This is a genomic window from Sphingobacterium sp. JUb20, assembly GCF_004342035.1.
Taxonomy (GTDB): Bacteria; Bacteroidota; Bacteroidia; order Sphingobacteriales; family Sphingobacteriaceae; genus Sphingobacterium; species Sphingobacterium anhuiense.
Genome location: NZ_SLYV01000006.1, coordinates 257,998 through 280,938, shown reverse-complemented (window position 1 = coordinate 280,938; position 22,941 = coordinate 257,998). Strand labels below are relative to the sequence as shown.

Annotated in this window: 22 protein-coding genes; 10 read left to right on the top strand and 12 right to left on the bottom strand. The window is 35.7% G+C overall.

Going from position 1 to position 22,941, the window contains the following annotated elements:
* Nucleotides 1-7: 7 nt before the first annotated feature.
* Together rpsI and rplM are read right to left on the bottom strand one after the other, a co-directional pair.
* The gene (rpsI, locus tag EDF66_RS12345; RefSeq protein WP_021188575.1) at nucleotides 8-394 is read right to left on the bottom strand and encodes a 30S ribosomal protein S9; all 387 of its coding nucleotides are present in this window, start codon (nucleotides 392-394) and stop codon (nucleotides 8-10) included.
* 11 nt (nucleotides 395-405) lie between these two features.
* Complete coding sequence (rplM, locus tag EDF66_RS12340; protein ID WP_021188576.1) at nucleotides 406-849, bottom strand: 50S ribosomal protein L13; 444 nt, start codon at nucleotides 847-849, stop codon at nucleotides 406-408.
* A 283-nt stretch (nucleotides 850-1,132) separates the two neighbouring features.
* Between rplM and EDF66_RS12335 the strand changes: the two genes are divergently transcribed.
* From EDF66_RS12335 to EDF66_RS12315, 5 genes are all read left to right on the top strand, one after another.
* The gene (locus tag EDF66_RS12335) at nucleotides 1,133-2,842 is read left to right on the top strand and encodes a tetratricopeptide repeat protein (RefSeq protein WP_132842955.1); all 1,710 of its coding nucleotides are present in this window, start codon (nucleotides 1,133-1,135) and stop codon (nucleotides 2,840-2,842) included.
* On the top strand, nucleotides 2,832-3,623 hold the full coding sequence (locus EDF66_RS12330; protein WP_132842953.1) for a DUF4292 domain-containing protein: 792 nt from the start codon (nucleotides 2,832-2,834) through the stop codon (nucleotides 3,621-3,623). The genes EDF66_RS12335 and EDF66_RS12330 overlap by 11 nt, the downstream gene beginning before the upstream one ends.
* 103 nt (nucleotides 3,624-3,726) lie before the next feature.
* Nucleotides 3,727-5,022 carry a murein hydrolase activator EnvC family protein gene (locus tag EDF66_RS12325; protein ID WP_132842951.1) on the top strand — a complete coding sequence of 432 codons (1,296 nt, stop codon included), beginning with the start codon at nucleotides 3,727-3,729 and terminating at the stop codon, nucleotides 5,020-5,022.
* Nucleotides 5,023-5,117: 95 nt separating this feature from the next.
* Nucleotides 5,118-5,318: a twin-arginine translocase TatA/TatE family subunit gene (locus EDF66_RS12320; protein WP_031287456.1), complete on the top strand. Its 201-nt coding sequence runs from the start codon at nucleotides 5,118-5,120 to the stop codon at nucleotides 5,316-5,318.
* Nucleotides 5,319-5,470: 152 nt separating this feature from the next.
* On the top strand, nucleotides 5,471-6,937 hold the full coding sequence (locus tag EDF66_RS12315; protein WP_132842949.1) for a lytic transglycosylase domain-containing protein: 1,467 nt from the start codon (nucleotides 5,471-5,473) through the stop codon (nucleotides 6,935-6,937).
* Between the two features lie 80 nt (nucleotides 6,938-7,017).
* On the opposite strand, the gene EDF66_RS12310 is transcribed toward EDF66_RS12315, so the two are convergent.
* Together EDF66_RS12310 and EDF66_RS12305 are read right to left on the bottom strand one after the other, a co-directional pair.
* Nucleotides 7,018-7,530, bottom strand: coding sequence for a phosphoribosyltransferase family protein (locus EDF66_RS12310; protein ID WP_132842947.1), 513 nt, complete (start codon nucleotides 7,528-7,530; stop codon nucleotides 7,018-7,020).
* A gap of 105 nt (nucleotides 7,531-7,635) precedes the next feature.
* Complete coding sequence (locus EDF66_RS12305; protein WP_021188582.1) at nucleotides 7,636-8,220, bottom strand: C40 family peptidase; 585 nt, start codon at nucleotides 8,218-8,220, stop codon at nucleotides 7,636-7,638.
* Between the two features lie 528 nt (nucleotides 8,221-8,748).
* Here EDF66_RS12305 and thrA point away from each other — a divergent pair.
* From thrA to EDF66_RS12280, 5 genes are all read left to right on the top strand, one after another.
* Nucleotides 8,749-11,196, top strand: coding sequence for a bifunctional aspartate kinase/homoserine dehydrogenase I (gene thrA, locus EDF66_RS12300; RefSeq protein ID WP_132842945.1), 2,448 nt, complete (start codon nucleotides 8,749-8,751; stop codon nucleotides 11,194-11,196).
* A gap of 55 nt (nucleotides 11,197-11,251) precedes the next feature.
* Nucleotides 11,252-12,232, top strand: a complete 981-nt coding sequence (locus EDF66_RS12295; RefSeq protein WP_132842943.1) for a homoserine kinase — start codon at nucleotides 11,252-11,254, stop codon at nucleotides 12,230-12,232.
* Nucleotides 12,233-12,239: 7 nt separating this feature from the next.
* On the top strand, nucleotides 12,240-13,547 hold the full coding sequence (gene thrC, locus EDF66_RS12290) for a threonine synthase (RefSeq protein ID WP_132842941.1): 1,308 nt from the start codon (nucleotides 12,240-12,242) through the stop codon (nucleotides 13,545-13,547).
* 141 nt (nucleotides 13,548-13,688) lie between these two features.
* Nucleotides 13,689-14,876, top strand: a complete 1,188-nt coding sequence (locus tag EDF66_RS12285; RefSeq protein WP_132770955.1) for a class I SAM-dependent rRNA methyltransferase — start codon at nucleotides 13,689-13,691, stop codon at nucleotides 14,874-14,876.
* Between the two features lie 46 nt (nucleotides 14,877-14,922).
* Nucleotides 14,923-16,125, top strand: coding sequence for an MFS transporter (locus tag EDF66_RS12280; RefSeq protein ID WP_132842939.1), 1,203 nt, complete (start codon nucleotides 14,923-14,925; stop codon nucleotides 16,123-16,125).
* Between the two features lie 51 nt (nucleotides 16,126-16,176).
* Here the strand turns inward: EDF66_RS12280 and EDF66_RS12275 are convergent, their stop codons facing one another.
* From EDF66_RS12275 to EDF66_RS12240, 8 genes are all read right to left on the bottom strand, one after another.
* A complete protein-coding gene (locus EDF66_RS12275) occupies nucleotides 16,177-16,938 on the bottom strand; it encodes an SGNH/GDSL hydrolase family protein (RefSeq protein ID WP_132842938.1) in 762 nt (253 codons plus the stop codon).
* A 36-nt stretch (nucleotides 16,939-16,974) separates the two neighbouring features.
* Nucleotides 16,975-18,162, bottom strand: a complete 1,188-nt coding sequence (locus EDF66_RS12270) for an aspartate aminotransferase family protein (RefSeq protein ID WP_132842936.1) — start codon at nucleotides 18,160-18,162, stop codon at nucleotides 16,975-16,977.
* 56 nt (nucleotides 18,163-18,218) lie between these two features.
* Nucleotides 18,219-18,647 (bottom strand): hypothetical protein, encoded by a 429-nt coding sequence (locus EDF66_RS12265; RefSeq protein WP_021192489.1) that lies wholly within the window; start codon nucleotides 18,645-18,647, stop codon nucleotides 18,219-18,221.
* Nucleotides 18,647-19,471, bottom strand: a complete 825-nt coding sequence (locus EDF66_RS12260) for a hypothetical protein (protein ID WP_132842934.1) — start codon at nucleotides 19,469-19,471, stop codon at nucleotides 18,647-18,649. Before EDF66_RS12260 ends, EDF66_RS12265 begins: the two co-directional genes overlap by 1 nt.
* A 34-nt stretch (nucleotides 19,472-19,505) precedes the next feature.
* Entirely contained in the window at nucleotides 19,506-20,051 is a 546-nt protein-coding gene (locus EDF66_RS12255; protein WP_021192487.1) for an RNA polymerase sigma factor, read from the bottom strand.
* A gap of 26 nt (nucleotides 20,052-20,077) precedes the next feature.
* A complete protein-coding gene (locus EDF66_RS12250; RefSeq protein WP_132770951.1) occupies nucleotides 20,078-21,031 on the bottom strand; it encodes a transketolase family protein in 954 nt (317 codons plus the stop codon).
* Between the two features lie 114 nt (nucleotides 21,032-21,145).
* On the bottom strand, nucleotides 21,146-21,994 hold the full coding sequence (locus tag EDF66_RS12245) for a transketolase (RefSeq protein ID WP_021192485.1): 849 nt from the start codon (nucleotides 21,992-21,994) through the stop codon (nucleotides 21,146-21,148).
* A 358-nt stretch (nucleotides 21,995-22,352) separates the two neighbouring features.
* Nucleotides 22,353-22,907 carry a NifU family protein gene (locus EDF66_RS12240; protein WP_021192484.1) on the bottom strand — a complete coding sequence of 185 codons (555 nt, stop codon included), beginning with the start codon at nucleotides 22,905-22,907 and terminating at the stop codon, nucleotides 22,353-22,355.
* Nucleotides 22,908-22,941 lie beyond the last annotated feature (34 nt).

Here is a 22,941-nt window from a genome sequence, read left to right as displayed (position 1 = left end):
CCTTTGATTAACGTTTACTGAATTGGAATCTCTTACGAGCTTTCTTGCGTCCTGGTTTCTTACGCTCAACCATACGGTCATCACGTGTAACTAAACCTTTAGCACGTAAAGCTGGTTTAACTTCTGGGTCTAATTCAACTAATGCTTTCGCAATAGCTAAACGTACAGCCTCAGCTTGTCCTTTTACACCACCTCCATTAACGTTCACTTTCGCATCAAAATTCCCTGCTTGACCTGCTACTTCTAATGATTGAGTAACAATGTATTGCAAAGGCAATGTTGGGAAATATTCTTTGTAGTCTTTACCATTGATTGTAAGGACTCCGCTACCAGCAGTTAAGTAAATGCGGGCAACAGCAGTTTTTCTTCTTCCTGAAGTATTAGTTGTTGACATGTCGATTCTCCTTAAAATTTAACTGGTTTTGGATTTTGAGCCTCTTGTTTGTGCTCAGTTCCAGCATAAACATAAAGGTTTTTAAACAATTGACGACCTAAACGGTTTTTAGGAAGCATACCACGAACAGCTTTTTCAATAACGCGCTCAGGGTGTTTTGCCAATAATTCTTTTGGAGTGATGAAACGTTGACCACCCGGGTATCCCGTGTAGCGAACGTAAGTTTTGTCACCCAATTTATTACCTGTCAATCTAATTTTTTCTGCATTGATAACGATAACATTATCTCCGCAATCTACGTGAGGGGTAAACGATGGCTTGTGCTTTCCGCGAATTACTTTCGCAATTTCGCTTGCCAAGCGCCCCAAAATCTCGCCTTCAGCATCAACAACGATCCATTCTTTGTTGATGGTGTTCTTGTTGGCAGAGACAGTTTTGTAACTTAACGTATTCACTTGCTTTTAATTAAATAATTAATAAAATTTTATTCACTTCTTTTCCCTGTGTCTCAAGGGTCTGCAAAGGTACTTTTAATTTCTTGATTACGAAAATCTATTTTACTTTATTTTAAGCAGTTTCATTTTAATCTGAAGCACTTAAGATTAATTTAAATCCGGCGTAATGTTATAATCCTCAAAAAATAACCTATTGAAATGTAATAGCACTATTTAACAGTTGTCCATTATTAGTATATTGCAACATATTAATACAGTAATTGTTGAACGAGAAGGATTATTTATGTTTAAGAAATATTTGAAATACGCGCTATTGGTAACATTGTTAACTACGGTTGGACAAAGGGTTTCAGCACAGGAGAGCAAGCAAGAAAAACCTTATTCGCAACAATTAAAAAATATTGAAGTTTTTTTGAGGAACGGTGATTTCAAGCAGGCCATGGATTCTTTGGATGCCATTACTACCCGATATCCTAATGCTGATGATGCTTATTTTACTAAAGCCGTTTTATTTGGACAGATGCGTAATGCTGATCGTGCTTTAGAGGAAGTAAATAAAGCTTTGGAAATTAATCCTAAAAATGAATATTTAAGTTTCAATATCGATGTTAATAAAGGAAAAGGTGATCTCCCTAGTGCGATCCGTTCATTGGATCTGCTGATGACAAAGGAGAAGGTCAATATTGCGGCCTTGAATCGTGAGAAGATTATGTTGTTGTTTAACAGTGACAAAAAAGATGAGGCTTTTGCTTTATATAAAGATGTTAGAGAGCGAGCGGGAGCTACCGATACGCTTGACGTTATAGGAGCTACTCTGCTATTGTCAAAAGATGATTTTCCTGCTGTAATCCAGGTTCTTGAACCTTGGGCAATTAAAAAATCTCCTTTGGCACAGGTGTACAGTCAATTGGCACAGGCTTATCGCGGAATTAAAGATCCTAAAAAAGCTATTGCAATATTAAATACCGGTGTTGCGAATGCGAAAGACGATTACTTATTTTTAGATCTGGCTGATGAATACCGTTTGTCAGGAAAGGCTAAACTTTCGTATGATTACTTAAAACAGGCCTTTTTATCTAAAAGTGTTGATTTCTCGGAAAAAAACAGAATTATCTTATCCTTATTAGCTCCCAATAGTGGGTTTTCATTCGACCAGGCACAAGAATTAGCTAATATATTGGTTGATGTACATCCTCGCGTAGCAGAAAGTCATGTGGCTAAGGGGCAGGTGAATTGGATGCGCAATGATTTAGTTGGGGCACAGTCGTCCTTTTCTATTGCAGTAGGTATTAATCCTTATCAAATTGATGCATGGCGTATGCTCATGAATGTTGATTTGGCGTTGGAGCAATATGATCAAGCTATAGAACATGGCGGTGAAGCTTTACACAATATTCCCAATAATCCTGTTATTTTGTACTTCAGTTCAATCGCATATACATTGAAAGGAAATTATGATTTAGCTAGAAATTTGATGGAGGCAGCTTTGAATAATGGTCAAAATGAGAATGCCATTTTTCAATCAAATATTTATAGTGGTCTGGGCGATATTTATCATTCGCTTAAAATGGAAGCAGCATCAGATGTTGCGTATAGAGAGGCTATTAACTTAGATAGTACAAATGTAAGTGCGATGAACAATTTAGCGTATTATTTAGCGTTAAGAAATCAGGATTTAGATGATGCGGCTCATTTTGCAGAGACAGCAAATAAGTTACGACCTAATGATGCAACATTGGAAGATACATATGCATGGGTTTTGTTTAAACAGGGTAAATATGCTGATGCATTGCTTTGGATTGAAAAGGCAATAAAAAATTCAAAATCACCTTCAACAGTTCTATTGGAACATTATGGTGATATTTTGATTAAAAATAAAAAAATAACCGAAGCGATGAAGCAATGGAAAAGTGCTTTGGCTAGGGGCGGATCTTCTGAAACCAATATGGAGAAGTTGAGAGAGAAAATAAATAAGAAATCGTATGTGGAATAAATCTGTTGTTACACTTTTATTGCTTGTTGTATTGGCTTCCTGCAGTACTAAGAAAAAAATGAGTAAAGTAGAGAGTAAGCCTGAGGTAGTTGAAACGATCAGTAAGGAAGATTCTAAAAATGCGGTAGTTCAGAAATTTTTGTTGTCAAATCTGGACTTTACTACGTTCTCTGGCAAAGCTAAAAGCAAAATAGATTTAGGAAAGTCATCATACGATGTGACAGCTAATATTAGGATTGAAAAAGATAAAAAAATCTGGATTTCTATTACGGCATTATTGGGTATAGAAATAGGCCGGGTTTTGATTACTCCAGATAGTGTTCAGATATTAAATAAATTTCAGGGGGAATATATAGCAAAACCCTTTAGTTACTTGTATCAATATGCAAGTGAGGATTTAACTTTTTCAAATGTTCAAGATTTGTTTTTAGCCAATTTTTCAACGAATTTGTTAAATACAACCGACTTTGAGGTTGATCAAACGAGTATACCAATTCAGTTGCGTGGTCAAAAGAATGCATTGACTTACTTATATTTAGTTAATCAACAGAATAGATTAGATTCATTTCGTTTGGAGCAGCCTGAAAAAGGACAGAAATTGGAGGCTAGTTATGCCGATTATTCAAATGGAGGTGGACAATTGTTCCCGATGGGTCTAGAATTACTGATTTCAGGAGGCGATATGAATATTAAAGCAAACTTCAATTACAGCAGAATTTCATTTAATGAAGCTATTGAAATGCCTTTTACTATCTCCAATAAATACAAAGTAATTAATTAATGTTAGTACGATAATCCTTAAGATTTATTACTTTCGCATTTGAGACTATATTTAATTGAACATATTATATTCAGACTCAACTGCTAGTAAAAGATTACTATAGATGAATTTAAAGAAAATAACACTAAGTCTAACTGCGTTTTTTTTGATGCTGGGAATCGGTTTTTCGCAGACTCGTGCAGAGCTTGAAAAAAAACGTGAAAAAATAAATCGTGAAATAGCGGAATTGCAAAAAACGCTAAAAGAAACGACTACAGAAAAGATTTTGACGCAGAAGCAGGTCAGTGCTTTAAGTAGTCAGATTAATCTTCGTGAAGAGAAAATTACAACGATAAGTTCTGAATTAAGCTTGATTAATCGCCAGATTAATACGAATACCAGCGCTGTAGATAAATTGAAAGCGGAGTTGGAGAAAATGCGTAATGATTATGAAAAGATGATTATGTTCGCTTTTCGTAACCGCAATGCCTATAATAAGTTGATGTTTATTTTTGCTTCAAAGGATTTTAATCAAGGTTTTCGTCGTGTAAAATATTTGCAGCAATTCAATGATTCTCGAAAATTGAAAGCAAGTGAGATTGAGGGAACTAAAAAGCAGATTGAGCAAAAAATAGCACAGTTACAGGCTGATCGTAATAAGCATAAGCAGTTATTGAATGAGCAAGAGCAAGAGAAGAAAACTATTGCACAACAACGTGCTGTGTTCTCTAATGAATTGAGTTCATTAATTACGACTGAACGAGGTGTAAAACGCGATATTACACAAAAGCAAAAAGAAGAACGTAAGTTGAGATCTGCAATTCAGGCTATCATTAAGAGAGAAATTGAAGCAGAGCGTAGAAGACAAGAAGCTGCTCGTAGAGCTGCGGAAGCTGCTGCAGCAAGGAGCGCGAAGAAAAATGACACTAAAGTTGATGATAAGGAAACTTCTAAATCTACATCACGTAAATCGGATTCAGAGGTATTACGTGCTACTCCAGAGGCCGCTCGACTTTCGGCAGATTTTAGATCCAACCGTGGTCGACTTCCGTGGCCAGTTTCCAATGCTAAAATATTACAAAGTTTTGGTACGGATAGAACAGGTCGGAACGTCTCAGTTAGTCATGAGTCATTAAAATTACAAACTTCTAGTGGCGCAACTGTTAAGGCAGTGTTTTCTGGAACTGTAACAAGTACGTTAACTTTAAATGGATTGAAGGTGATTATTATTTCACATGGTGAATTCTTCTCGGTGTATAGTAATTTAGCTAGTTTTAGTGTGTCTAAAGGACAGAAAGTGTCAGCAGGTCAGGCTATTGGAACAGTAGCTAATGATCCGGATTTAGATGCGCCAGTTTTAGATTTCCAGGTTTGGCAAGGACAAATCCCGATGAATCCGCAATCATGGTTAGCGAATTAAAAAAATATAGAAATAAAAATTATTATGTACATTTGTTTTTAGGGTATAAGTGTATATACTTAAAGTGAATATTGAAAAACAGTAAATTATAAGTTATGTTGACATCAGGGTTATTAATAATGGGTATTGGAGGTCAGGAATTAATTATAATCGTTGTAATATTATTATTATTATTTGGCGGTAAAAAGATTCCTGAATTGATGCGTGGATTAGGTAAAGGTGTAAAAGAATTCAAAGACGGACAGAAAGAGGATTCTACAGATGATACTAAAGAGAAAACAACTGATAATAAGTAATTTATGTTGTTTTTGAGGGATAAGATTTTACAGCTGTAAAATCTTATTTCATTTTGTACAGTTTCCAGTATTGTTAATGAGGGTATGTAGTAAAATACATGCTTTGTAATAAGGACTACTTAGGTTCTATTTATCAACCATAATTAAAAAAGATGATTGAAAGCAAGAAGACTCTATTGACGATTGGCTTAGCATTTACGACATGTTGTCTGTTTGCACAAGAAAAGTCTATTGAAGAGATGAGAAATTCTACTCAAGCAATCATGTTAGCGAGTATAGATCGTGAAAATGCATCTATTCTGCAGCAGCTTGATAGTATCAAATTTGTAAATGCCGGTGAAAAAGAAGTAGAAGGAATTTTATTTGATATCGAAGATGTAACTGTCGTTCGAAAATTAAATTCCTTAGAACGTGAAGTCCCTCTAGACTATAACCAACATGTTCGAAAATATATTGATCTTTATAATTCTAAGAATTATGCGGGGCATATGTCCCGCATGTTAGGGTTGGCGCAGTATTATTTTCCTCTTTATGAACGTATTCTTGCTGAAGTAGGAGTTCCAAAAGAAATTAAATACCTCTCTATTATTGAGTCTGCATTAAATCCACATGATGTTTCTCGCGTTGGTGCTACAGGGCCTTGGCAATTTATGTATGGGACAGCAAAGATCTATAATTTAACAATGGACAATTATGTTGATGAACGTAAAGATCCAATTGCTTCAAGCTATGCCGCCGCAAAATATATGAAGGAAGCGTATGCTGAATTTGGGGATTGGTTGTTGGCGATAGCTTCTTATAATTGTGGAAAAGGTGGTGTGAAACGAGCTATTTTAAGATCTGGCAAAATTCAACCTTCATTTTGGGAAGTTGCTCCTTTTCTGCCAAAAGAGACCAGAAATTATATTCCTGCATATATCGCTATGACTTATACTTTAGGATATGCACAAGATCACGGTATTGAAGCTAAGGATGGAGACATTGCCTTAAATACGCAGGTATTAGAGATTGATAAATTCATTTCGATAGCTGAGGTTGCTAAAGCGATAAACGTTTCTGAGGAGAGTTTAAAAGTGTTAAATCCAGCATATAAAAAAGGGATCGTTAATGGCTCTGATGAGATACATCGTCGTTTGATCATTCCTGCTTTAGCAGCTGATATTAATAAGGACCAACTTTATCTCGCTTTAAATACAGCAGTAGAAACTCCTAGCCAAGTAATGGCTTTAGCGAATGATGATGTGCGTGTGAGTAATAAACGAAGCGCTCAAGCAAGTACACATCGTGTTAGAAGAGGTGAAACGTTAGCTGTTATAGCGAAGAAATATGATGTGAGTGTTCAAAATTTAAAAGCATGGAATAACGTAAAGGGATCTTCTGTAAAGACTGGTGCTTCATTAATTGTTAGCAGTAGTGGTGTCAATACGCGTTTAGCTCAAAAAACAAGTGCTGAAACTCAGAGAAAGTCGAATTTTGCTTTTTATACTGTAAAAAAAGGAGATACGCTATCAGAGATCGCAAATAACAAGGGGGTGTCATTATCTAAGTTGAAGGCTGATAATAATTTATCACATTCGAGGTTAAAGCCTGGTATGAAATTAAAGATTAATCGGGGATAAATCTTGACCTATGTATCCGTAAAAATAAAGCGTCCAACTCTATAAAAAGTTGGACGCTTATTTTTTATAGCTTTATGATGTTATACCAGCCATGCAGCATCATCTTCTGCTTCATAGCCTAGTAAATTAACTTCCACATGTTCTTTTAATATCGTTGATAATTTTAGCCCATAATAATCGCTTACAATGGGAAATTTTGGATGACTTCTATCAATAAGAACTGCAGTTCTCATCTTTTTAATAGGGACATTCAAAAATACGCCTAAACCATATGCAAGCGTTCTTCCGCTGTTCAGTACGTCATCAACTAGTATTAACGTTTTATTTTTAACATTATCGATGGGGTGATCTGTTTCAGCTTTTAGGGAACGGCTTGTTTTGCTCATCGTCACTTTAAGTAACTCAATATTTTTATCCGATATTTCCTCTAGAATCTTTTGCAGTCTCTGCGCAAAAACATAACCTCTATCAGCAATACCGACCAATACAAGCGTATTTTCTTCAAAATTATCTTCTAAAATCTGATAAGCGATACGTATCGATTTTTGTTTAATCTGTTCTTTATCTAATATGAGCGTTTTCTTTGACGACATAATGGTACTAAATTTATATACGGGTAAAAGTACTAAATTCTTTGCAAAAAAAAGTCCGAATGTCATGACATTCGGACTCTTGAAAATATTATTTAGAAAAATTTATTAATTAAATTTTTCAGATTTCTCAGCATTAATAATTTCGGCTGTAAGCGATTTGTTGTCATCAGGTAGTCTACCACCATCATAGTAATAACGTCTCCAATATGCTTCTCCTAAATTACTTATCATTACACCTTTGCTCGAAGAAGCATGTGCGAATTTGTTATCACCAATATAAACTCCAACATGCGTAATACTTTTACTTCGGATTTTAAAGAATACTAAATCTCCTGCTTTTAGATCATCTTTCTTAACAGGTTTAATTTGAGAGTATTGGTTGCGGCTGTTATATCCTAATGTTGTATTGAATACTTTTTCGTATAATTCAAATGAGAATTTAGAACAATCGATTCCTCTTTTGGAGTCACCTCCTAATCGGTAGGGAGTTCCTAACCATTCATAAACAAACTGATATAATTTTGTATTTGTAGTTGCTGAAACCGCAACACCCATTATTTGGGAGAAGTATTCTTTAGCTAGATTGTCCGGGTCTGATTCCGGTTTAGATTGGGTTTTGGTTGATTGTGCCTGCGACACTAGACATAAGCCTATAAATAGCATTGTTGCTAATATTTTCTTTGTTTTCATTAAATCGCTTTTTTGTACAACTTTAAACTTATTCTTTTTTGTTGTTGGATGTTAACTATTTTGGACATCACTGTTGCGAATATAATACAACTCATCTTACTTTGCAAAAAAAATGACATGTATTTAACGAATTTTTAACGTTTTTAACACTTTATTTATTGAGATGCAATTTAACTCCGATGAGGAAATTGTAAACTTTAAACTACAGTGATAATAAATGATATGGGTTTAGATTTGCTGTAATAATGTGTTATTCATATATAAGAAGGTGTTTTATTAAATTTATATCAAAAAAATGAGATTTTATTTTGATAGTTGATAAATAATGCATTATATTTACGAAAGTAAAGCAACAGCAATGAAAAATTCTATAATTATTACATCGATTATTATTACCACCGGGATAAAACTTAGGAGGAGGTAGTTTCGTTGTATAGAAATGTAGACAAGATATTTCATAAACGCCTTCCTCTCAGAGTGAAGGCGTTTTTTTTTATGCTTAAAACAAACAAACAAACAGTATATATTATGAAGATTTTAAAATTTGGAGGAACGTCGGTGGGCTCTGCAGCTAGTATCAAAGCAGTACTTAGCATTGTGAAGAAATCGTACAACTCTGGAGAGCAACCGTTGGTCGTCTTGTCTGCTATGTCAGGAGTTACTAATTTACTTTGTAAAATGGCTATTGATGCTTCTGAAGGTAAGTCTTTCCAAGAAGATTTAGCTTTGATAGAAACTAAGCATTTCGATGTTATTAAGGCATTAATAGTCGTGCGACACCAAAATCCTGTTTTTACTAAACTCAAATTGTTTTTCAACGAGATCGAAGAATTATTGCAGGGCATCTATGCATTAAGAGAGCTCAGTGAGCAAAGTAAAGATTTGATTGTAAGTTATGGTGAACGTTGCTCTACCTTCATGGTATCTAAAATTTCGGAACAGGATTTAGAAGCATCTTTATTTGTTGATGCATCTCATTATATTAAAACAGATTCTCATTTTGGACATGCCCATGTTAACGATCAGCTGACAGAACAACTTGTTAAGTCATTGTATTTAACAAACAATGATAAACTTATGTTCGTCACTGGATTTATAGCTTCTAATGAGAACGGACGTATGACAACCTTAGGTAGGGGAGGATCCGATTATACTGCTGCTATTTTTGGTTCTATTTTGAATGCTACTGCAATCGAGATATGGACAGATGTTAATGGTATGCTGACTGCGGATCCACGGATTGTAAAAAAAGCATTTTCATTGCCTGTTCTTTCTTATACAGAAGCTATGGAGCTGTCTTATTTCGGTGCTAAGGTCATCTATCCTCCAACTATGATTCCTGCTTTTCTAAAGAAGATACCTATTGTGATCCGTAATACGTTTGAGCCAGATTTCGCAGGTACTTTTATTCAGTTTGAAAGTGGAAAAACAACTTTACCAATTAAAGGTATTTCTTCGATAGGTGAAATATCTGTTATTAACCTAAGCGGTTCAGGAATGATCGGTAAATCTGGATTTAGTGGCAGGTTGTTTACTTTATTAGCGAGAGAGCAGATTAATGTGGTCTTAATCACCCAATCTTCTTCCGAACATAGTATCACTTTTGCGGTCAATCCAGAAGATGCATTACGTGCTAAGAGTTTAATTGAAAATGAATTTGAACTGGAAATACAGGCTAATAAATTAATCAATCCGGAAATTGAAAATGACCTGTCTGTATTGGCTATTGTTGGTGAGAATATGAAGAAAACTCCTGGTATGTCAGGAAGGTTATTTTCTTCATTGGGCCGAAATGGAATTAATGTGCGTGCAATTGCACAAGGATCTTCGGAATATAATATATCTGTTATTATTTCGAAGAATGATTTATCAAAAGCCCTGAATGCTGTTCACGATGCTTTTTTTGCTGAACTTAAGAAGACACTTTATGTTTTTAATCTGGGAACTGGAAATATTGGTTCCACTTTATTCAAGCAATTGGAGAGTCAATACGATTTCTTGCTTAGTAAAAATGATCTTGAGATCAAGGTGGTTGGTATTTCAAACAGCAAGAAAATGTTGTTTAATCTAGATGGTATTGATTTGGCAAATTGGGACAGTGAACTTTTGGAAGAGGGTGAGGATGCGGATTTAGCGGTATTTGTGGAACGTATGAAAGGTTTCAATCTTCCTAATTGTGTATTTATAGATAATACTGCTAGTCGATTGCCTTCTAGTTATTATGAGGGTATTTTCCAATCTAATATTTCAATTGTTACATGTAATAAAATTGCAAATTCAGGAAAATACGAACAATACAAAACATTACGGGAGACGGCTCATAAGCATGGTGTTGATTTCTTCTATGAGACAAACGTTGGTGCCGGTCTTCCGATTGTGCGTGTTTTGAAAGACCTGATGTTAAGTGGTGACCGTATTGTTAAAATCGAAGCGATACTTTCGGGAACAATCTCTTATATCTTTAATAATTTTAAAGATGAGGCATCTTTTTATGATGTGGTAAAACAAGCGCAGGCTCTAGGTTATACTGAGCCGGATCCTCGTGATGATCTAGGAGGAGTTGATTTTATGCGTAAAATGTTGATTTTAGCACGTGATGCAGGTTATCCAATTGAAGCTGAGGATGTCAATTTAGGCGCAATATTACCTGAACCATGCTTGAAAGCAGATTCAGTGGAGTCTTTCTATGAAGAGCTTAAAAATGAGAACAGTTATTTTGAAGCACTTAAAGAAAAGGCTCGTCTTGAAAATAAAGTGATCCGTTATATTGGAAAATTAGAAGATGGAATTGTTTCTATTTCTGTACAGATTGTAGACGACAAGCATCCTTTTTATGCACTGTCTGGAAGTGATAATATTATCTCATTCACGACAGAACGTTATAAGGAAAGACCACTGGTCGTCAAAGGACCTGGTGCCGGAGCTGAAGTAACAGCTGCAGGAGTATTTGCAGATTTAGTAAATGTTGGCGCATAATCAAAAGTTTCACTAGACCTGTTATTGCATTGGATAACAGTAATAAATATTAAATATGAAAACTTCTCTATCGAAGAAAAAGATAAATCTGGATAATATGTTGGATCACGTTCATGTTTTCGCTCCGGCGACAGTCGCGAATATGATTTGTGGTTTTGATATTTTGGGCTTTGCTTTAGAAGAACCAGGAGATGAAGTAATCATGCGAAAAACGAGTGTACCAGGAGTTGTGATTACTAAAATCACAGGTGATGATGGACGTCTTCCGATGAATGCCGACAAAAATACGGTGTCCGCTTGTGTACAGTTTCTATTGCAGCATCTGGAGTTAGAAGATCGAGTGGGGGTCGAAATTGAATTACATAAGCATATGCCTATTGGATCAGGTTTGGGATCAAGTGCTGCGAGTACTGTGGCAGGTCTATTTGCTATTAATAAAATGCTGGGCGATCCTCTTTCTAAAGAAGAACTATTACCTTTTTGTGTGGAAGGCGAACGATTAGCATGTGGACATGGTCATGCTGATAATGTTGCTCCTTCTTTATTTGGCGGTATTACCTTGATTAGAGGACATGATCCTCTGGATCTCATTCCTTTGCCTGTACCGGAAGAATTAGTTGCTGCTGTGGTATTTCCACAGGTTGATGTTCCTACCCGTGACGCACGTCAATTGATTAAAGAAAAGGTGCTGTTAAAAGATGCGGTAATTCAATGGGGAAATATTGCAGGACTTGTAGCAGGGCTCTTTAAAAATGATTATGATCTCATATCGCGAAGTATGCAGGATGTATTGATCGAACCGACTCGGGCCATTTTGATTCCTCAGTTTTATGAAATGAAGCAAATTGCATTAGAAAATGGTGCATTGAGTTTTGGCATTTCTGGCTCAGGCCCTTCTGTTGTGGCAATCACAAGAGATAAGGCTATGGCGAAGCAGATCGTTGAACAGATCAAGGCTCATCTAGCTGAATCAGAGATTGAAAGTTATGGATATGTATCGGGTGTTAATGTTGATGGACCTAAAGTATTAAATTAAGATTATTATGAAATTTTACAGTACCAATAATAAAGCATTACGAGTTTCTTTCAAAGATGCAGTTTTTAATTCACTACCTGCAGATAAAGGACTTTATATGCCTCTGGAGATTCCGCAATTGGATCCCTATTTTATAAAAAATATACAACAATATTCGCTTCAAGAAATTGCATTTACAATAGCTCAAGCTTTTATTGAAGATGATATCCCTGCTGATGTGCTTAGAAATATTATAGCTGATGCTATTAATTTTGATGCTCCTGTTAAGTTTTTGAGTTCTGATACTGCGGTATTGGAATTATTTCATGGGCCTTCTTATGCCTTTAAAGATTTTGGTGCACGCTTTATGAGTCGGGTTATGGCGTATTTTTCGGGTGCAGATGATAAGTTATTGGATGTACTGGTCGCGACATCTGGAGATACTGGAGGAGCAGTTGCTTTGGGTTTCTTGGGTGTTGCAGGTACACGTGTTACCATTTTGTATCCAAAAGGAAAAGTGTCTGATATTCAAGAATTACAATTAACTACTAATGGACAAAATATAAGAGCCATTGAAATTGATGGAACTTTTGATGATTGTCAAGCATTGGTTAAACGAGCTTTCAATGATCCGGAGCTTAATGAACAACTGAGATTAACATCGGCAAATTCCATTAATATTGCACGTCTGATCCCGCAGACATTTTATTATTTCTATGCTTATGCACAACTGAAAGCACAGGGCTCGGACAGAGTTGTGTTTACGGTGCCAAGTGGTAATTTTGGTAATATCGGTGCCGGCTTATTGGCTTTCAAAATGGGATTGCCTGTAGAGCAGTTTGTTGCGGCTACTAATGCAAATGATACTGTTCCACGTTTTATTAAATCTGGAAAATATGAACCCAAGCCATCTGTACAAACTTTAGCAAATGCGATGGATGTCGGGGATCCGAGTAACTGGGTTCGTATTCAAGATTTATTTGATTATAATCTTGATGATTTAAAGGGTATGATCACGACTTACACGTATACAGATAAGGAAACTCGGGCAGCGATGGAACAGTTGCACCATACTTATCATTATGTGGCTTGTCCGCATACGGCTATTGCTTGGTTGGGATCACAGGCTTACCGTGGTGAACATCCCGGTTCTTATGGATCTGTATTTTTATCTACAGCACATCCTTGTAAATTTCCGGATGCTATTTCGGAGCAGGTATTCAGTAAAATTAAATTGCCTTTAGGTGTTGAACAATTACACAATAAAGATAAGCTTGTAGAAGCTTTTCCTGTTGATTATGCTGTTTTTAAAAATTACTTAATCACGCATAAATAGTTGAATAGGCTCATTTAAATGGGCCTATTTAATTTATATTCTTTTTTTGAAGAGTTTTAGATAAACAGCGATATTTAAACTTATGATAAATTTAGGTGGCAAGATGTTTCAAATAAGTTGAAAACCTGTACTTTTGTTCCGATGAAAAAAATTATTCTGAATAAAGGAAAAGATAAGGCAGCTTGGCAACTTCATCCTTGGGTCTTTTCTGGTGCAATAAAGCGTATAGATGGTGCACCCGATAACGGGGATGTTGTTACTGTTTTTAATGCAGAAAATGAGTTTATTGCTTTCGGACTTTTTCACGATTCATCTCGTGTAGCTGTTCGTTTATTAGAATGGCATCCTGATCAACAGATCAACGAACAATGGTGGCGAAAGCGTATTCAAAAGGCTGTTGAAGCACGCCGTCATTTATTGATTGAAGGAAAGAATGATACTGCTAGGTTGATTTTTGCTGAGGCAGATTTTGTTCCTGGATTGATTGTGGATAAGTATGCTGATTATATCTCAATACAAGTTCATGCTGCAGGGGTTGAAAGAATCAAGGATGTAGTTATTGATGAGCTGAACAAATTATTAAGTCCTAAGGGGATTTATGAGCGTTCAGATCTTAAATCACGCGAGCATGAGGGATTGCCGGATACAAACGGTTTACTTTTTGGAGAACTTCCACCTGAGTTTGTTGAGATTATTGAAAATGGTATTCGTTATCAGGTGAATATTATAGATGGCCAAAAATCAGGCTTTTATTGTGATCAAAGAGAGAATAGAGCTTTAACAGCTCAATATGTGAAGGGTAAAAAGGTGCTGGATTGCTTTTGTTATTCTGGCGGTTTTACTTTAAATGCTTTCCATGAAGGGGCGGCGAGCGTTACTTCTGTGGACAGTTCTGCTTTAGCAATTGAAACGTTGAGACGTAATATTCTGTTAAATGGATATAGTGAAGAAGCACATGTTGCTATCCAATCTGATGTGAATAAGCAATTGAAGGTATTTGCTGAAGAGCAGCAAAAATTCGATGTCATTGTATTAGATCCACCAAAGTATGCTCCTTCAAGATCTTCGTTAGAACGTGCTTCACGTGCATATAAGGATCTGAATAGAAGAGGATTATTGCTTTTGGAATCGGGAGGTTTATTGGCTACTTTTTCATGTTCTTCTGCTATGGACATTGACACTTTTAAGCAAGTATTGGCATGGGCAGCATTGGATGCCGGCAAAGAAATACAGTTTATCAGACAATTTCATCAACCAGATGACCATCCGGTAAGAGCATCATTCCCAGAAGGGGAATATTTAAAAGGATTATTAGTAAGAGTTATTTAAAAAAATAAAAGAGGTTTCTAAATGTGGGGAACCTCTTTTTTACGTTATGGAAGTACAAAATAATAAAATTAGACCCGAGTTTTCTATTTTACTCGCAGTTAGTTTCGCTCATTTATTAAATGATATGATTCAGGGTGTTATTCCGTCAGTTTATCCTTTATTAAAAGAAGAACATCATTTGAGTTTTTCTCAGATTGGAATTATAACGCTTGTATATCAGATCGCGGCATCTATTTTTCAACCTGTTGTAGGTTCGTTTACAGATAAGCGACCAATGCCTTATTCGCAGATTATCGGTATGACTTTTTCGATTTCGGGCATGGCACTTTTTGCTTATGCGCCAAGTTATGCTTTGATTTTGTGTGCTGTATTTTTGGTTGGGATAGGTTCTTCGATATTTCATCCTGAATCTTCCCGAGTTGCTTATATGGCATCAGGCGGAAAACGAAGTATGGCACAATCTATTTTTCAGATCGGAGGTAATGCAGGTACTGCTCTGGCTCCAATTATCGTCGCATATCTTGTTTTACCGAAAGGACAATCTTCTATCGCCTGGTTTTGTGTGATTGGAATCATAGGGCAGATTGTTTCTTATTATATTGGCAGTTGGTATAGTGAAAAGCTTAAAAATAGAGCTAAAAATGCAAGTGCCGGTATGCGTATACCGGATCTATCGGAAGCTCGTGTGGTGCTAACAGTTGTTGTCCTGATGCTATTAATTATCTCGAAGTACTTTTACATCGCTAGTATTACTAATTATTTTCAGTTTTATACCATGGAGAAGTTTGGTTTAACGGAAATTCAGGCGCAAGTGTATCTCTTTTACTTCTTAATTGCTGTTGCGGCTGGCACATTGTTAGGTGGAATTTTTGGTGACCGTTTCGGAAGGAAGTATGTGATTTGGTTTTCAGTTTTGGGAGTCGCGCCTTTTTCTTTATTATTGCCCTATGCAGATTATACCATGACTGGTGTATTAGTGGTTATTATAGGTTTAATCTTATCATCGGCATTCCCAGCGATCATTGTTTATGCACAGGAGCTGTTGCCTAAAAAATTAGGTATGGTTTCTGGATTATTCTATGGCTTCGCATTTGGTATGGGCGGTTTGGGATCAGCGTTATTAGGCTGGCAGGCAGACCATACATCGATTGAGTTTATTTATCATGTATGTTCTTATCTACCGCTTATTGGCGTCGTTGCATATTTCTTGCCGAATCTACAAAAAACACCTTATAAAGATGTTATATAAATCTTCTTTGCAGTACATAAAATAAATAAAGCGCTCCATGGAGCGCTTTATTTATTTTATAATATCGAGCCAACCTTTTGCCATTAAACTGGCTCCTGCTAACGAAGTGTGAACTCCATCTGTTGTCCAATAAGAGCCTGAGGCCTTTTGCGCGGCATGATCAAATATTGATTGATATGGAATTAATGAAGCATTAAATTCTTTTGAGATATCAACACAAGCTTGTTGGTAACCTGCGAAGTCGGGAAACCAGTCCTCTGTAACATGTTGTACATTTTTAACGCCGAATGGCTCTCCTATAATCAGCTTTACGTTCGGTAATTTCGATAGGGTCTGCTGTAATAGAGTCTGGTATTGTTTCTTAAACTGTTCTGGTGTATTTGTTGCACCACTATCTTTTGTTCTCCAAAAATCGTTTACACCGATCAGAATACTTAGAATAGTGGGTTGAATATCGATGGTATCTTCTTGCCATCTATTTTGTAAATCTGGTATTCGATTTCCACTGATACCGCGATTGTATATCTTGAGATTTTTATCGGCATATTTTTCTAACAGTACTGCGGCGGCTAGATTAGCATAACCAGAACCTAATGCCCAGTTGTCATTTGCATTTTTATTTTTTCTATCCCGACCATTATCCGTGATTGAGTCTCCTTGAAATAAGATTACATCGTCTTTGCGTATACTTATTCTTTTTGATTTATTTAGGTTGTCCAGACTTTCAGCCTGAGCAGAAAATAAATTGGCGTTAGTTAATAAACTAGCGCCAATAATACTTTTTGTAATAAATGATCTGCGATTCGTTTTCATATTTAGTTATACGTTGATAGACTAAATATAAAAAAACTAAGTATATTTTTCTATACCTTCAAGGATAATTTTACAAGCTTTTTCAATTTCACCGTTTGTGATGGTCAAAGGAGGAGCTACACGCAATGCTGTTTCACAATGTAAATACCAATCAATCATGATTCCGTGTTGTGCGCAATAATTACTCACATTATAAACCTGTTCAAAAGTTTCAAGCTGTAGACACATCATCAATCCTTTTCCTCTAATTTCTTTAATTTTAGGATGTTGTAATAATGTTCTGAATAGTTGTTCTTTTTCAGCAACTTGTTCTACCAATTGATTTTCTCTGATGACTTCTAAAGATGCTTTTGCAGCCGCACAACTAACAGGATGTCCGCCAAAAGTCGTGATATGTCCGAGCATCGGATTGTCTTTGATTACATCCATCACTTGCTTCGATGCAATGAATGCTCCTAAAGGCATACCGCCACCAATACCTTTGGCAAGCATGAGAATATCAGGTACGATATCATAATGTTCGAATGCAAATAACTTTCCAGTTCTACCAAAACCTGTTTGAATCTCATCAAAGACTAGCAATGTTCCTGTTTCATTACAACGTTTACGGAGGGCCTGCATATATGAAATATCAGGAACACGTACTCCAGCTTCTCCTTGTATAGCTTCAATAATTACAGCAGCAGTCTTTTCTGTGATCAGTGATAAGTCATCACTATTATTGAATGTTATGAATTCTATTTCGGGGAGTAATGGTGCGTATGCAGTATGATATTCTTCATTTCCGATCAGGCTTAATGCTCCCTGTGTACTGCCGTGATATGCTTTTTTCGCTGCTATAATCTGTCTTCTTCCAGTATATCGCTTTGCTACCTTCATACTTCCTTCGACGGCCTCTGCGCCTGAATTGGTAAAATAGACTGATTCAAATTGTTTTGGAAGTACAGCTAATAAGTCAGTTGCAAATTCAACTTGTGGAGCTTGTACAAATTCACCATATACAGTAACATGTAAGTATTTTTCAAGCTGATCTTTGATTGCCTGGATAACTTTTGGATTTCTATGCCCAATATTACTGACATTGAATCCTGAAACCAAATCCATATATTCTTCACCATCTGGTCCATATAAATAGACTCCTTCTGCTTTTGCTATTTCAATCATCCTTGGTGAATTTGATGTTTGAGCTGTATTTAGCAGAAAAAGTTCCCGATTATTTAGCATCTTATTAGTTGTTTAAAAAAAAGAAGAAGTCTTTTGGACTTCTTCTTATATGCGTATTAATTATTGTTTTTTCGATTATTGAGCGATTTAATCAAGTATTCTCGAAACTCCTGTTCGACTTGAAAAAATTGAGAGGAGCGTGAAGTTCCAATAACTTTGGAAAATTTCTCACGATAATTTTTCTTGATCTCTAGTTCTTTTGCATCATAAGCGATGACATCGCGAGAATTTCCACGGAGATTATTTCTCGAAGGACTATTTCCTGTTTTAGCTTTTTTAACATTCCACATTTCCTTTGAATATTCATTGTAAATAGGAAAAAAATCTTGAGCTTCTTTTCGTGATAGATTTAATTCTCTTGTAATAAAAGCAATTTTTTCATTTTCAATGATTTGAAAACGTTCATTGTCCTGTGCATAAGTGGTTGATAAACCTACAATACAGAAACAAAATATGATAATTATATTCTTAATCTTTGACATCATTATAACGTGTATTTAAGATAATCCTCAATATCTTTGTCCTTAATTTTACCATTTGTTCCTACTATGTCTTCATCATCGATATATTTTGCAACATATAATAAATCATCACTATTTCCTGTTTGTGCTAGGTAATTAATGATTTCCTGGTCTGACACATGTGTAAGATTCTTCTGTTCTTGAGTGCTATTTTGGAACCCAAAATAACTTCCAATACCCAAAATGGCCACTAGAGATGCTGCTACTGCATATTTATTCCAAGGAATTTTCCTTTTAATAGAATGAATAGGAACTTCAGCTGGAAGATCTGATGGCAAGCCTGCATGAATCGATTTAGTAATTTTAGCCGTTAATGATTCAAAATATTTATTAGGAGCTTCAAAACCATCTGTAGTAACTACTTGTTTTAAATTGTCCGTAATTATTTTTGCGGCTATCTGCTCATTAAATTCATTGAAATATAAAGACGGGGTTTCAAATCCATCTTGAGTCACTTTAGATTTTAAATTATCTTCCGTTACTTTTAGTAATATATTATTTTGTAAAGACGAAAAGTAACCATCTGGATGACTAAAGCCATCGGTTTTAATCTGATCTTTTAGCTTTTCTTCAGCTACTTTGCCTAAGATATTTTGTTGAAGTTTTTCAAAATAGCCAACGGGTACATCTCGGATTTCTTTTGGTGATGATTCCAATTTGACTTGAGCAATCAAAGATTCATTTAAATCTTTGAAGTAATCTTTGGGCACGTCAAAAGGATTTACACGCAGTGAATCGGGTAGATTATTAGCTTCCATTCCCTCATGATATGTGTTATTTTCCTTCATTATAAATCATTAGAGTGCCTAAATCAAAAAAGGTTTAATCGTTGTTATGAAAAAAAGCTTCTATTTTTTTTACAGCTAAATGATATGATGCTTTTAAGGCACCAACACTTGTTCCTAGTACTTCTGAGATTTCATCATATTTCATATCATCGAAGTATTTCATGTTAAAAACAAGTTTTTGTTTTTCTGGAAGTGTTAATAAAGCTTGTTGTAATTTCATTTGTGCTTTATCACCACTAAAGTAACTACCACTTGATAAAGAGTCTGCTAAATAAGCAGAACTATCGTCATCCAACGATACGTTCTGCTTAAGTTTTTTCTTATTCAAGAATGTGATACATTCATTGGTCGCGATGCGGTACAGCCAAGTATATAATTGGGAATCCTCACGGAAGTTCGCCAGATTTCGCCATACTTTAATGAATATGTCTTGGACAACATCATCTGCATCATCATGATCAATGACCATTCTTCTCACATGCCAATATATTTTTTGCTGATATTTGGTCAGCAGCTGATTAAATGCTTCTTCGCGCGTACTTTCGTTAGCAAATTTTGAAATAATTAAAGCATCTTCCATATATTGACGTTGTGATGTTTGTTTTTTTATTTTCTATTAATAACACGTTGTGCTGCCGCAACAATTGCCGCCGCATTCAAACCATATTTTTCCATTAATTGAGCAGGAGTACCTGATTCCCCGAAGCTATCATCTACTGCTACAAATTCTTGAGGAGTTGGTAAGTTTTTCGCTAAAACTTGAGCAACACTATCTCCCAAACCGCCTAAACGATTGTGTTCTTCTGCAGTTACTACACATTTTGTTTTAGCAACTGATTTTAAAATAGCTTCTTCGTCTAAAGGTTTAATGGTGTGGATGTTGATGATTTCAGCATCAATGCCCAACGCTGCTAATTGCTCACCAGCCTGGATAGCCTCCCATACCAAATGTCCTGTTGCGATAATTGTTACATCAGTTCCTTCGTTTAGTGTTACTGCTTTTCCAATTACAAATTCTTGGTCAGCAGGAGTGAAGTTAGGAACTACCGGACGTCCAAAACGTAAGTAAACAGGACCTTCAAATTTTGCTGCAGCAATTGTTGCAGCTTTAGTTTGATTGAAATCACAAGGATTGATAACTGTCATTCCAGGTAACATTTTCATCAAACCAATATCTTCTAAGATTTGGTGTGTAGCACCATCTTCACCTAATGTTAATCCAGCGTGTGAAGCAGCAATTTTAACATTTTTGTCAGAATAGGCGATAGATTGGCGAATTTGATCGTAAACACGACCCGTTGAGAAGTTCGCAAATGTTCCTGTAAAAGGAATTTTACCACCAATTGTCAAACCAGCTGCGATTCCCATCATATTTGCTTCAGCAATACCAATTTGGAAGAAACGTTCTGGAAATTCATTTATAAAATCATTCATTTTTAATGATCCGATTAAATCAGCACATAAAGCAACAACATTTTCGTCTTGTTTACCTGCTTCTAATAATCCAGCACCAAATCCTGAACGGGTATCTTTTGATTCTGTGAAAGTATATTTTTTCATTTTTTACTAGTATGGAGTAGTTAGTATAGAATAGCTCGTACTTAGATTTCTTCAAATGACGTTTGTGGGTCAATTTCTAAATACTAATGTCTTAAATACTAATATCTAATATAATTAATAATCGCCCAAAGTTTCTGTTAACTGACCTAAAGCCGAAGCTAATTGATCATTATTTGGAGCAACACCGTGCCATTTGTGAGATCCCATCATGAAATCAACACCATTCCCCATTTCAGTATGTAATAATATAATTACTGGTTTACCTTTACCTGTATGAGATTTTGCTTCTTCAAGTCCAGCAACTACGGAGGTCATATCATTACCTTTTGCTACTTCTAAAACATCCCATCCAAAAGCTTCCCATTTAGCGCGAAGATCGCCTAATGAAAGAACTTGATCTGTAGAACCATCAATTTGAGCACGGTTATAATCAACCGCTGCAATCAGATTGTCTACTTTATTATGAGGAGCATACATTGCTGCTTCCCAAACTTGACCTTCTTGCAATTCACCATCACCCATTAAAACATAGACTAAATTTGTGTCTTTGTTTAATTTTTTAGCTTGAGCAGCACCAATTGCAGCAGAAAGTCCTTGGCCTAGTGAACCAGATGCAATACGAATTCCAGGAAGACCTTCGTGTGTAGTCGGGTGTCCTTGAAGACGAGAATTGATTTTTCTGAAAGTAGCTAATTCGCTTACTTCAAAGTATCCTGCTCGTGCAAGTGTACTGTAGAAAACTGGCGAAATGTGGCCATTTGATAAGAAAAATAAATCTTCACCGATGCCATCCATATCGAAAGATGGATTACGTTTCATTGCATTGAAATAAAGAGCAACTAAGTAGTCCGTACAACCTAATGATCCACCTGGGTGGCCAGATTGGCAAGCATGTACCATACGTACGATGTCACGTCTTACTTGTGATGCAATTTGTTCTAGTTTATTGATATCTGCACTCATTTTAATATATTGATTTCACAATTAGCCGTAAAGTTAGTCATTTTTAATAGAGTAGGGGTTATAAATTGTAAATTTTAGGGACAAAATAACGATTCAAAATTGTCTTCTAGTTTGTTCTATTTAGAAGATGTGTTTTTTATTTAACTCATGAGTCATAAATAATGAACTTATCCAATTATGTATGTGTGTTATAATAGTTATCAGCTTGATTGTATGGTGGCTATGGTTCATTTTTTTATAAGCAAGAATTATATCGCATGCATATTTTATGGATATGAATATCACGTTTATAAATTAAGAATTCAAAAAAAAAGCCGTTCTATTATGAACGGCTTTTTACTTGATATAACTGTATCTTTTACATAGATTCAGCTACAACTTCTTCGACTTCAGGAACCATACGTTTTAGTAAGCCTTCGATACCAGATTTTAAGGTGATACTTGATGACGGACAGCCACTGCAAGATCCGCGTAACTCAACAGTTACAACGCCATCACTAAATGATTTATAAGCGATAGCACCACCATCTTGTTCAACGGCAGGACGTACATAGTCATGTAATACCTGTTGAATTTTAATTTCAATATCAGAACCTTCAAAAGCTACATCTTCGGTATGTTCAATAGGTTTTACTGCAAGTTCAGACTCTACTGCACCTTTTATAAAGTCTTTTAATAATGCTTCAATATCAGTCCACTCAGCATCTTCACTCTTGGTTACTGTAACAAAGTTGCTTGCGAAAAATACACCGTTTACAAAATTAAATTTGAATAATTCTTTTGCAAAAGCTGATTCTTGTGCTTTATCCTTATCCGCATAATCCAAGCTGCCGTTGATCAATAACTTATTGACCAAAAATTTCATCGTCGATGGATTCGGAGTGGATTCAGTATATACGTTAATTGTTGCCATATTAATCTTTGTCTATTTCGAATGACAAATATAA

What these genes read in the sequence shown, in the direction of transcription:
- EDF66_RS12310 (WP_132842947.1), bottom strand. Translation starts at nt 7,530, where the DNA reads ATGTCGTCAAAGAAAACGCTCATATTAGATAAAGAACAGATTAAACAA.
- EDF66_RS12335 (WP_132842955.1), top strand. Translation starts at nt 1,133, where the DNA reads ATGTTTAAGAAATATTTGAAATACGCGCTATTGGTAACATTGTTAACT.
- EDF66_RS12320 (WP_031287456.1), top strand. Translation starts at nt 5,118, where the DNA reads ATGTTGACATCAGGGTTATTAATAATGGGTATTGGAGGTCAGGAATTA.
- EDF66_RS12240 (WP_021192484.1), bottom strand. Translation starts at nt 22,907, where the DNA reads ATGGCAACAATTAACGTATATACTGAATCCACTCCGAATCCATCGACG.
- EDF66_RS12295 (WP_132842943.1), top strand. Translation starts at nt 11,252, where the DNA reads ATGAAAACTTCTCTATCGAAGAAAAAGATAAATCTGGATAATATGTTG.
- thrA (WP_132842945.1), top strand. Translation starts at nt 8,749, where the DNA reads ATGAAGATTTTAAAATTTGGAGGAACGTCGGTGGGCTCTGCAGCTAGT.
- thrC (WP_132842941.1), top strand. Translation starts at nt 12,240, where the DNA reads ATGAAATTTTACAGTACCAATAATAAAGCATTACGAGTTTCTTTCAAA.
- EDF66_RS12305 (WP_021188582.1), bottom strand. Translation starts at nt 8,220, where the DNA reads ATGAAAACAAAGAAAATATTAGCAACAATGCTATTTATAGGCTTATGT.
- EDF66_RS12250 (WP_132770951.1), bottom strand. Translation starts at nt 21,031, where the DNA reads ATGAAAAAATATACTTTCACAGAATCAAAAGATACCCGTTCAGGATTT.
- EDF66_RS12265 (WP_021192489.1), bottom strand. Translation starts at nt 18,647, where the DNA reads ATGATGTCAAAGATTAAGAATATAATTATCATATTTTGTTTCTGTATT.
- EDF66_RS12275 (WP_132842938.1), bottom strand. Translation starts at nt 16,938, where the DNA reads ATGAAAACGAATCGCAGATCATTTATTACAAAAAGTATTATTGGCGCT.
- EDF66_RS12280 (WP_132842939.1), top strand. Translation starts at nt 14,923, where the DNA reads ATGGAAGTACAAAATAATAAAATTAGACCCGAGTTTTCTATTTTACTC.
- EDF66_RS12255 (WP_021192487.1), bottom strand. Translation starts at nt 20,051, where the DNA reads ATGGAAGATGCTTTAATTATTTCAAAATTTGCTAACGAAAGTACGCGC.
- EDF66_RS12270 (WP_132842936.1), bottom strand. Translation starts at nt 18,162, where the DNA reads ATGCTAAATAATCGGGAACTTTTTCTGCTAAATACAGCTCAAACATCA.
- EDF66_RS12330 (WP_132842953.1), top strand. Translation starts at nt 2,832, where the DNA reads ATGTGGAATAAATCTGTTGTTACACTTTTATTGCTTGTTGTATTGGCT.
- EDF66_RS12315 (WP_132842949.1), top strand. Translation starts at nt 5,471, where the DNA reads ATGATTGAAAGCAAGAAGACTCTATTGACGATTGGCTTAGCATTTACG.
- EDF66_RS12325 (WP_132842951.1), top strand. Translation starts at nt 3,727, where the DNA reads ATGAATTTAAAGAAAATAACACTAAGTCTAACTGCGTTTTTTTTGATG.
- EDF66_RS12245 (WP_021192485.1), bottom strand. Translation starts at nt 21,994, where the DNA reads ATGAGTGCAGATATCAATAAACTAGAACAAATTGCATCACAAGTAAGA.
- rpsI (WP_021188575.1), bottom strand. Translation starts at nt 394, where the DNA reads ATGTCAACAACTAATACTTCAGGAAGAAGAAAAACTGCTGTTGCCCGC.
- EDF66_RS12260 (WP_132842934.1), bottom strand. Translation starts at nt 19,471, where the DNA reads ATGAAGGAAAATAACACATATCATGAGGGAATGGAAGCTAATAATCTA.
- EDF66_RS12285 (WP_132770955.1), top strand. Translation starts at nt 13,689, where the DNA reads ATGAAAAAAATTATTCTGAATAAAGGAAAAGATAAGGCAGCTTGGCAA.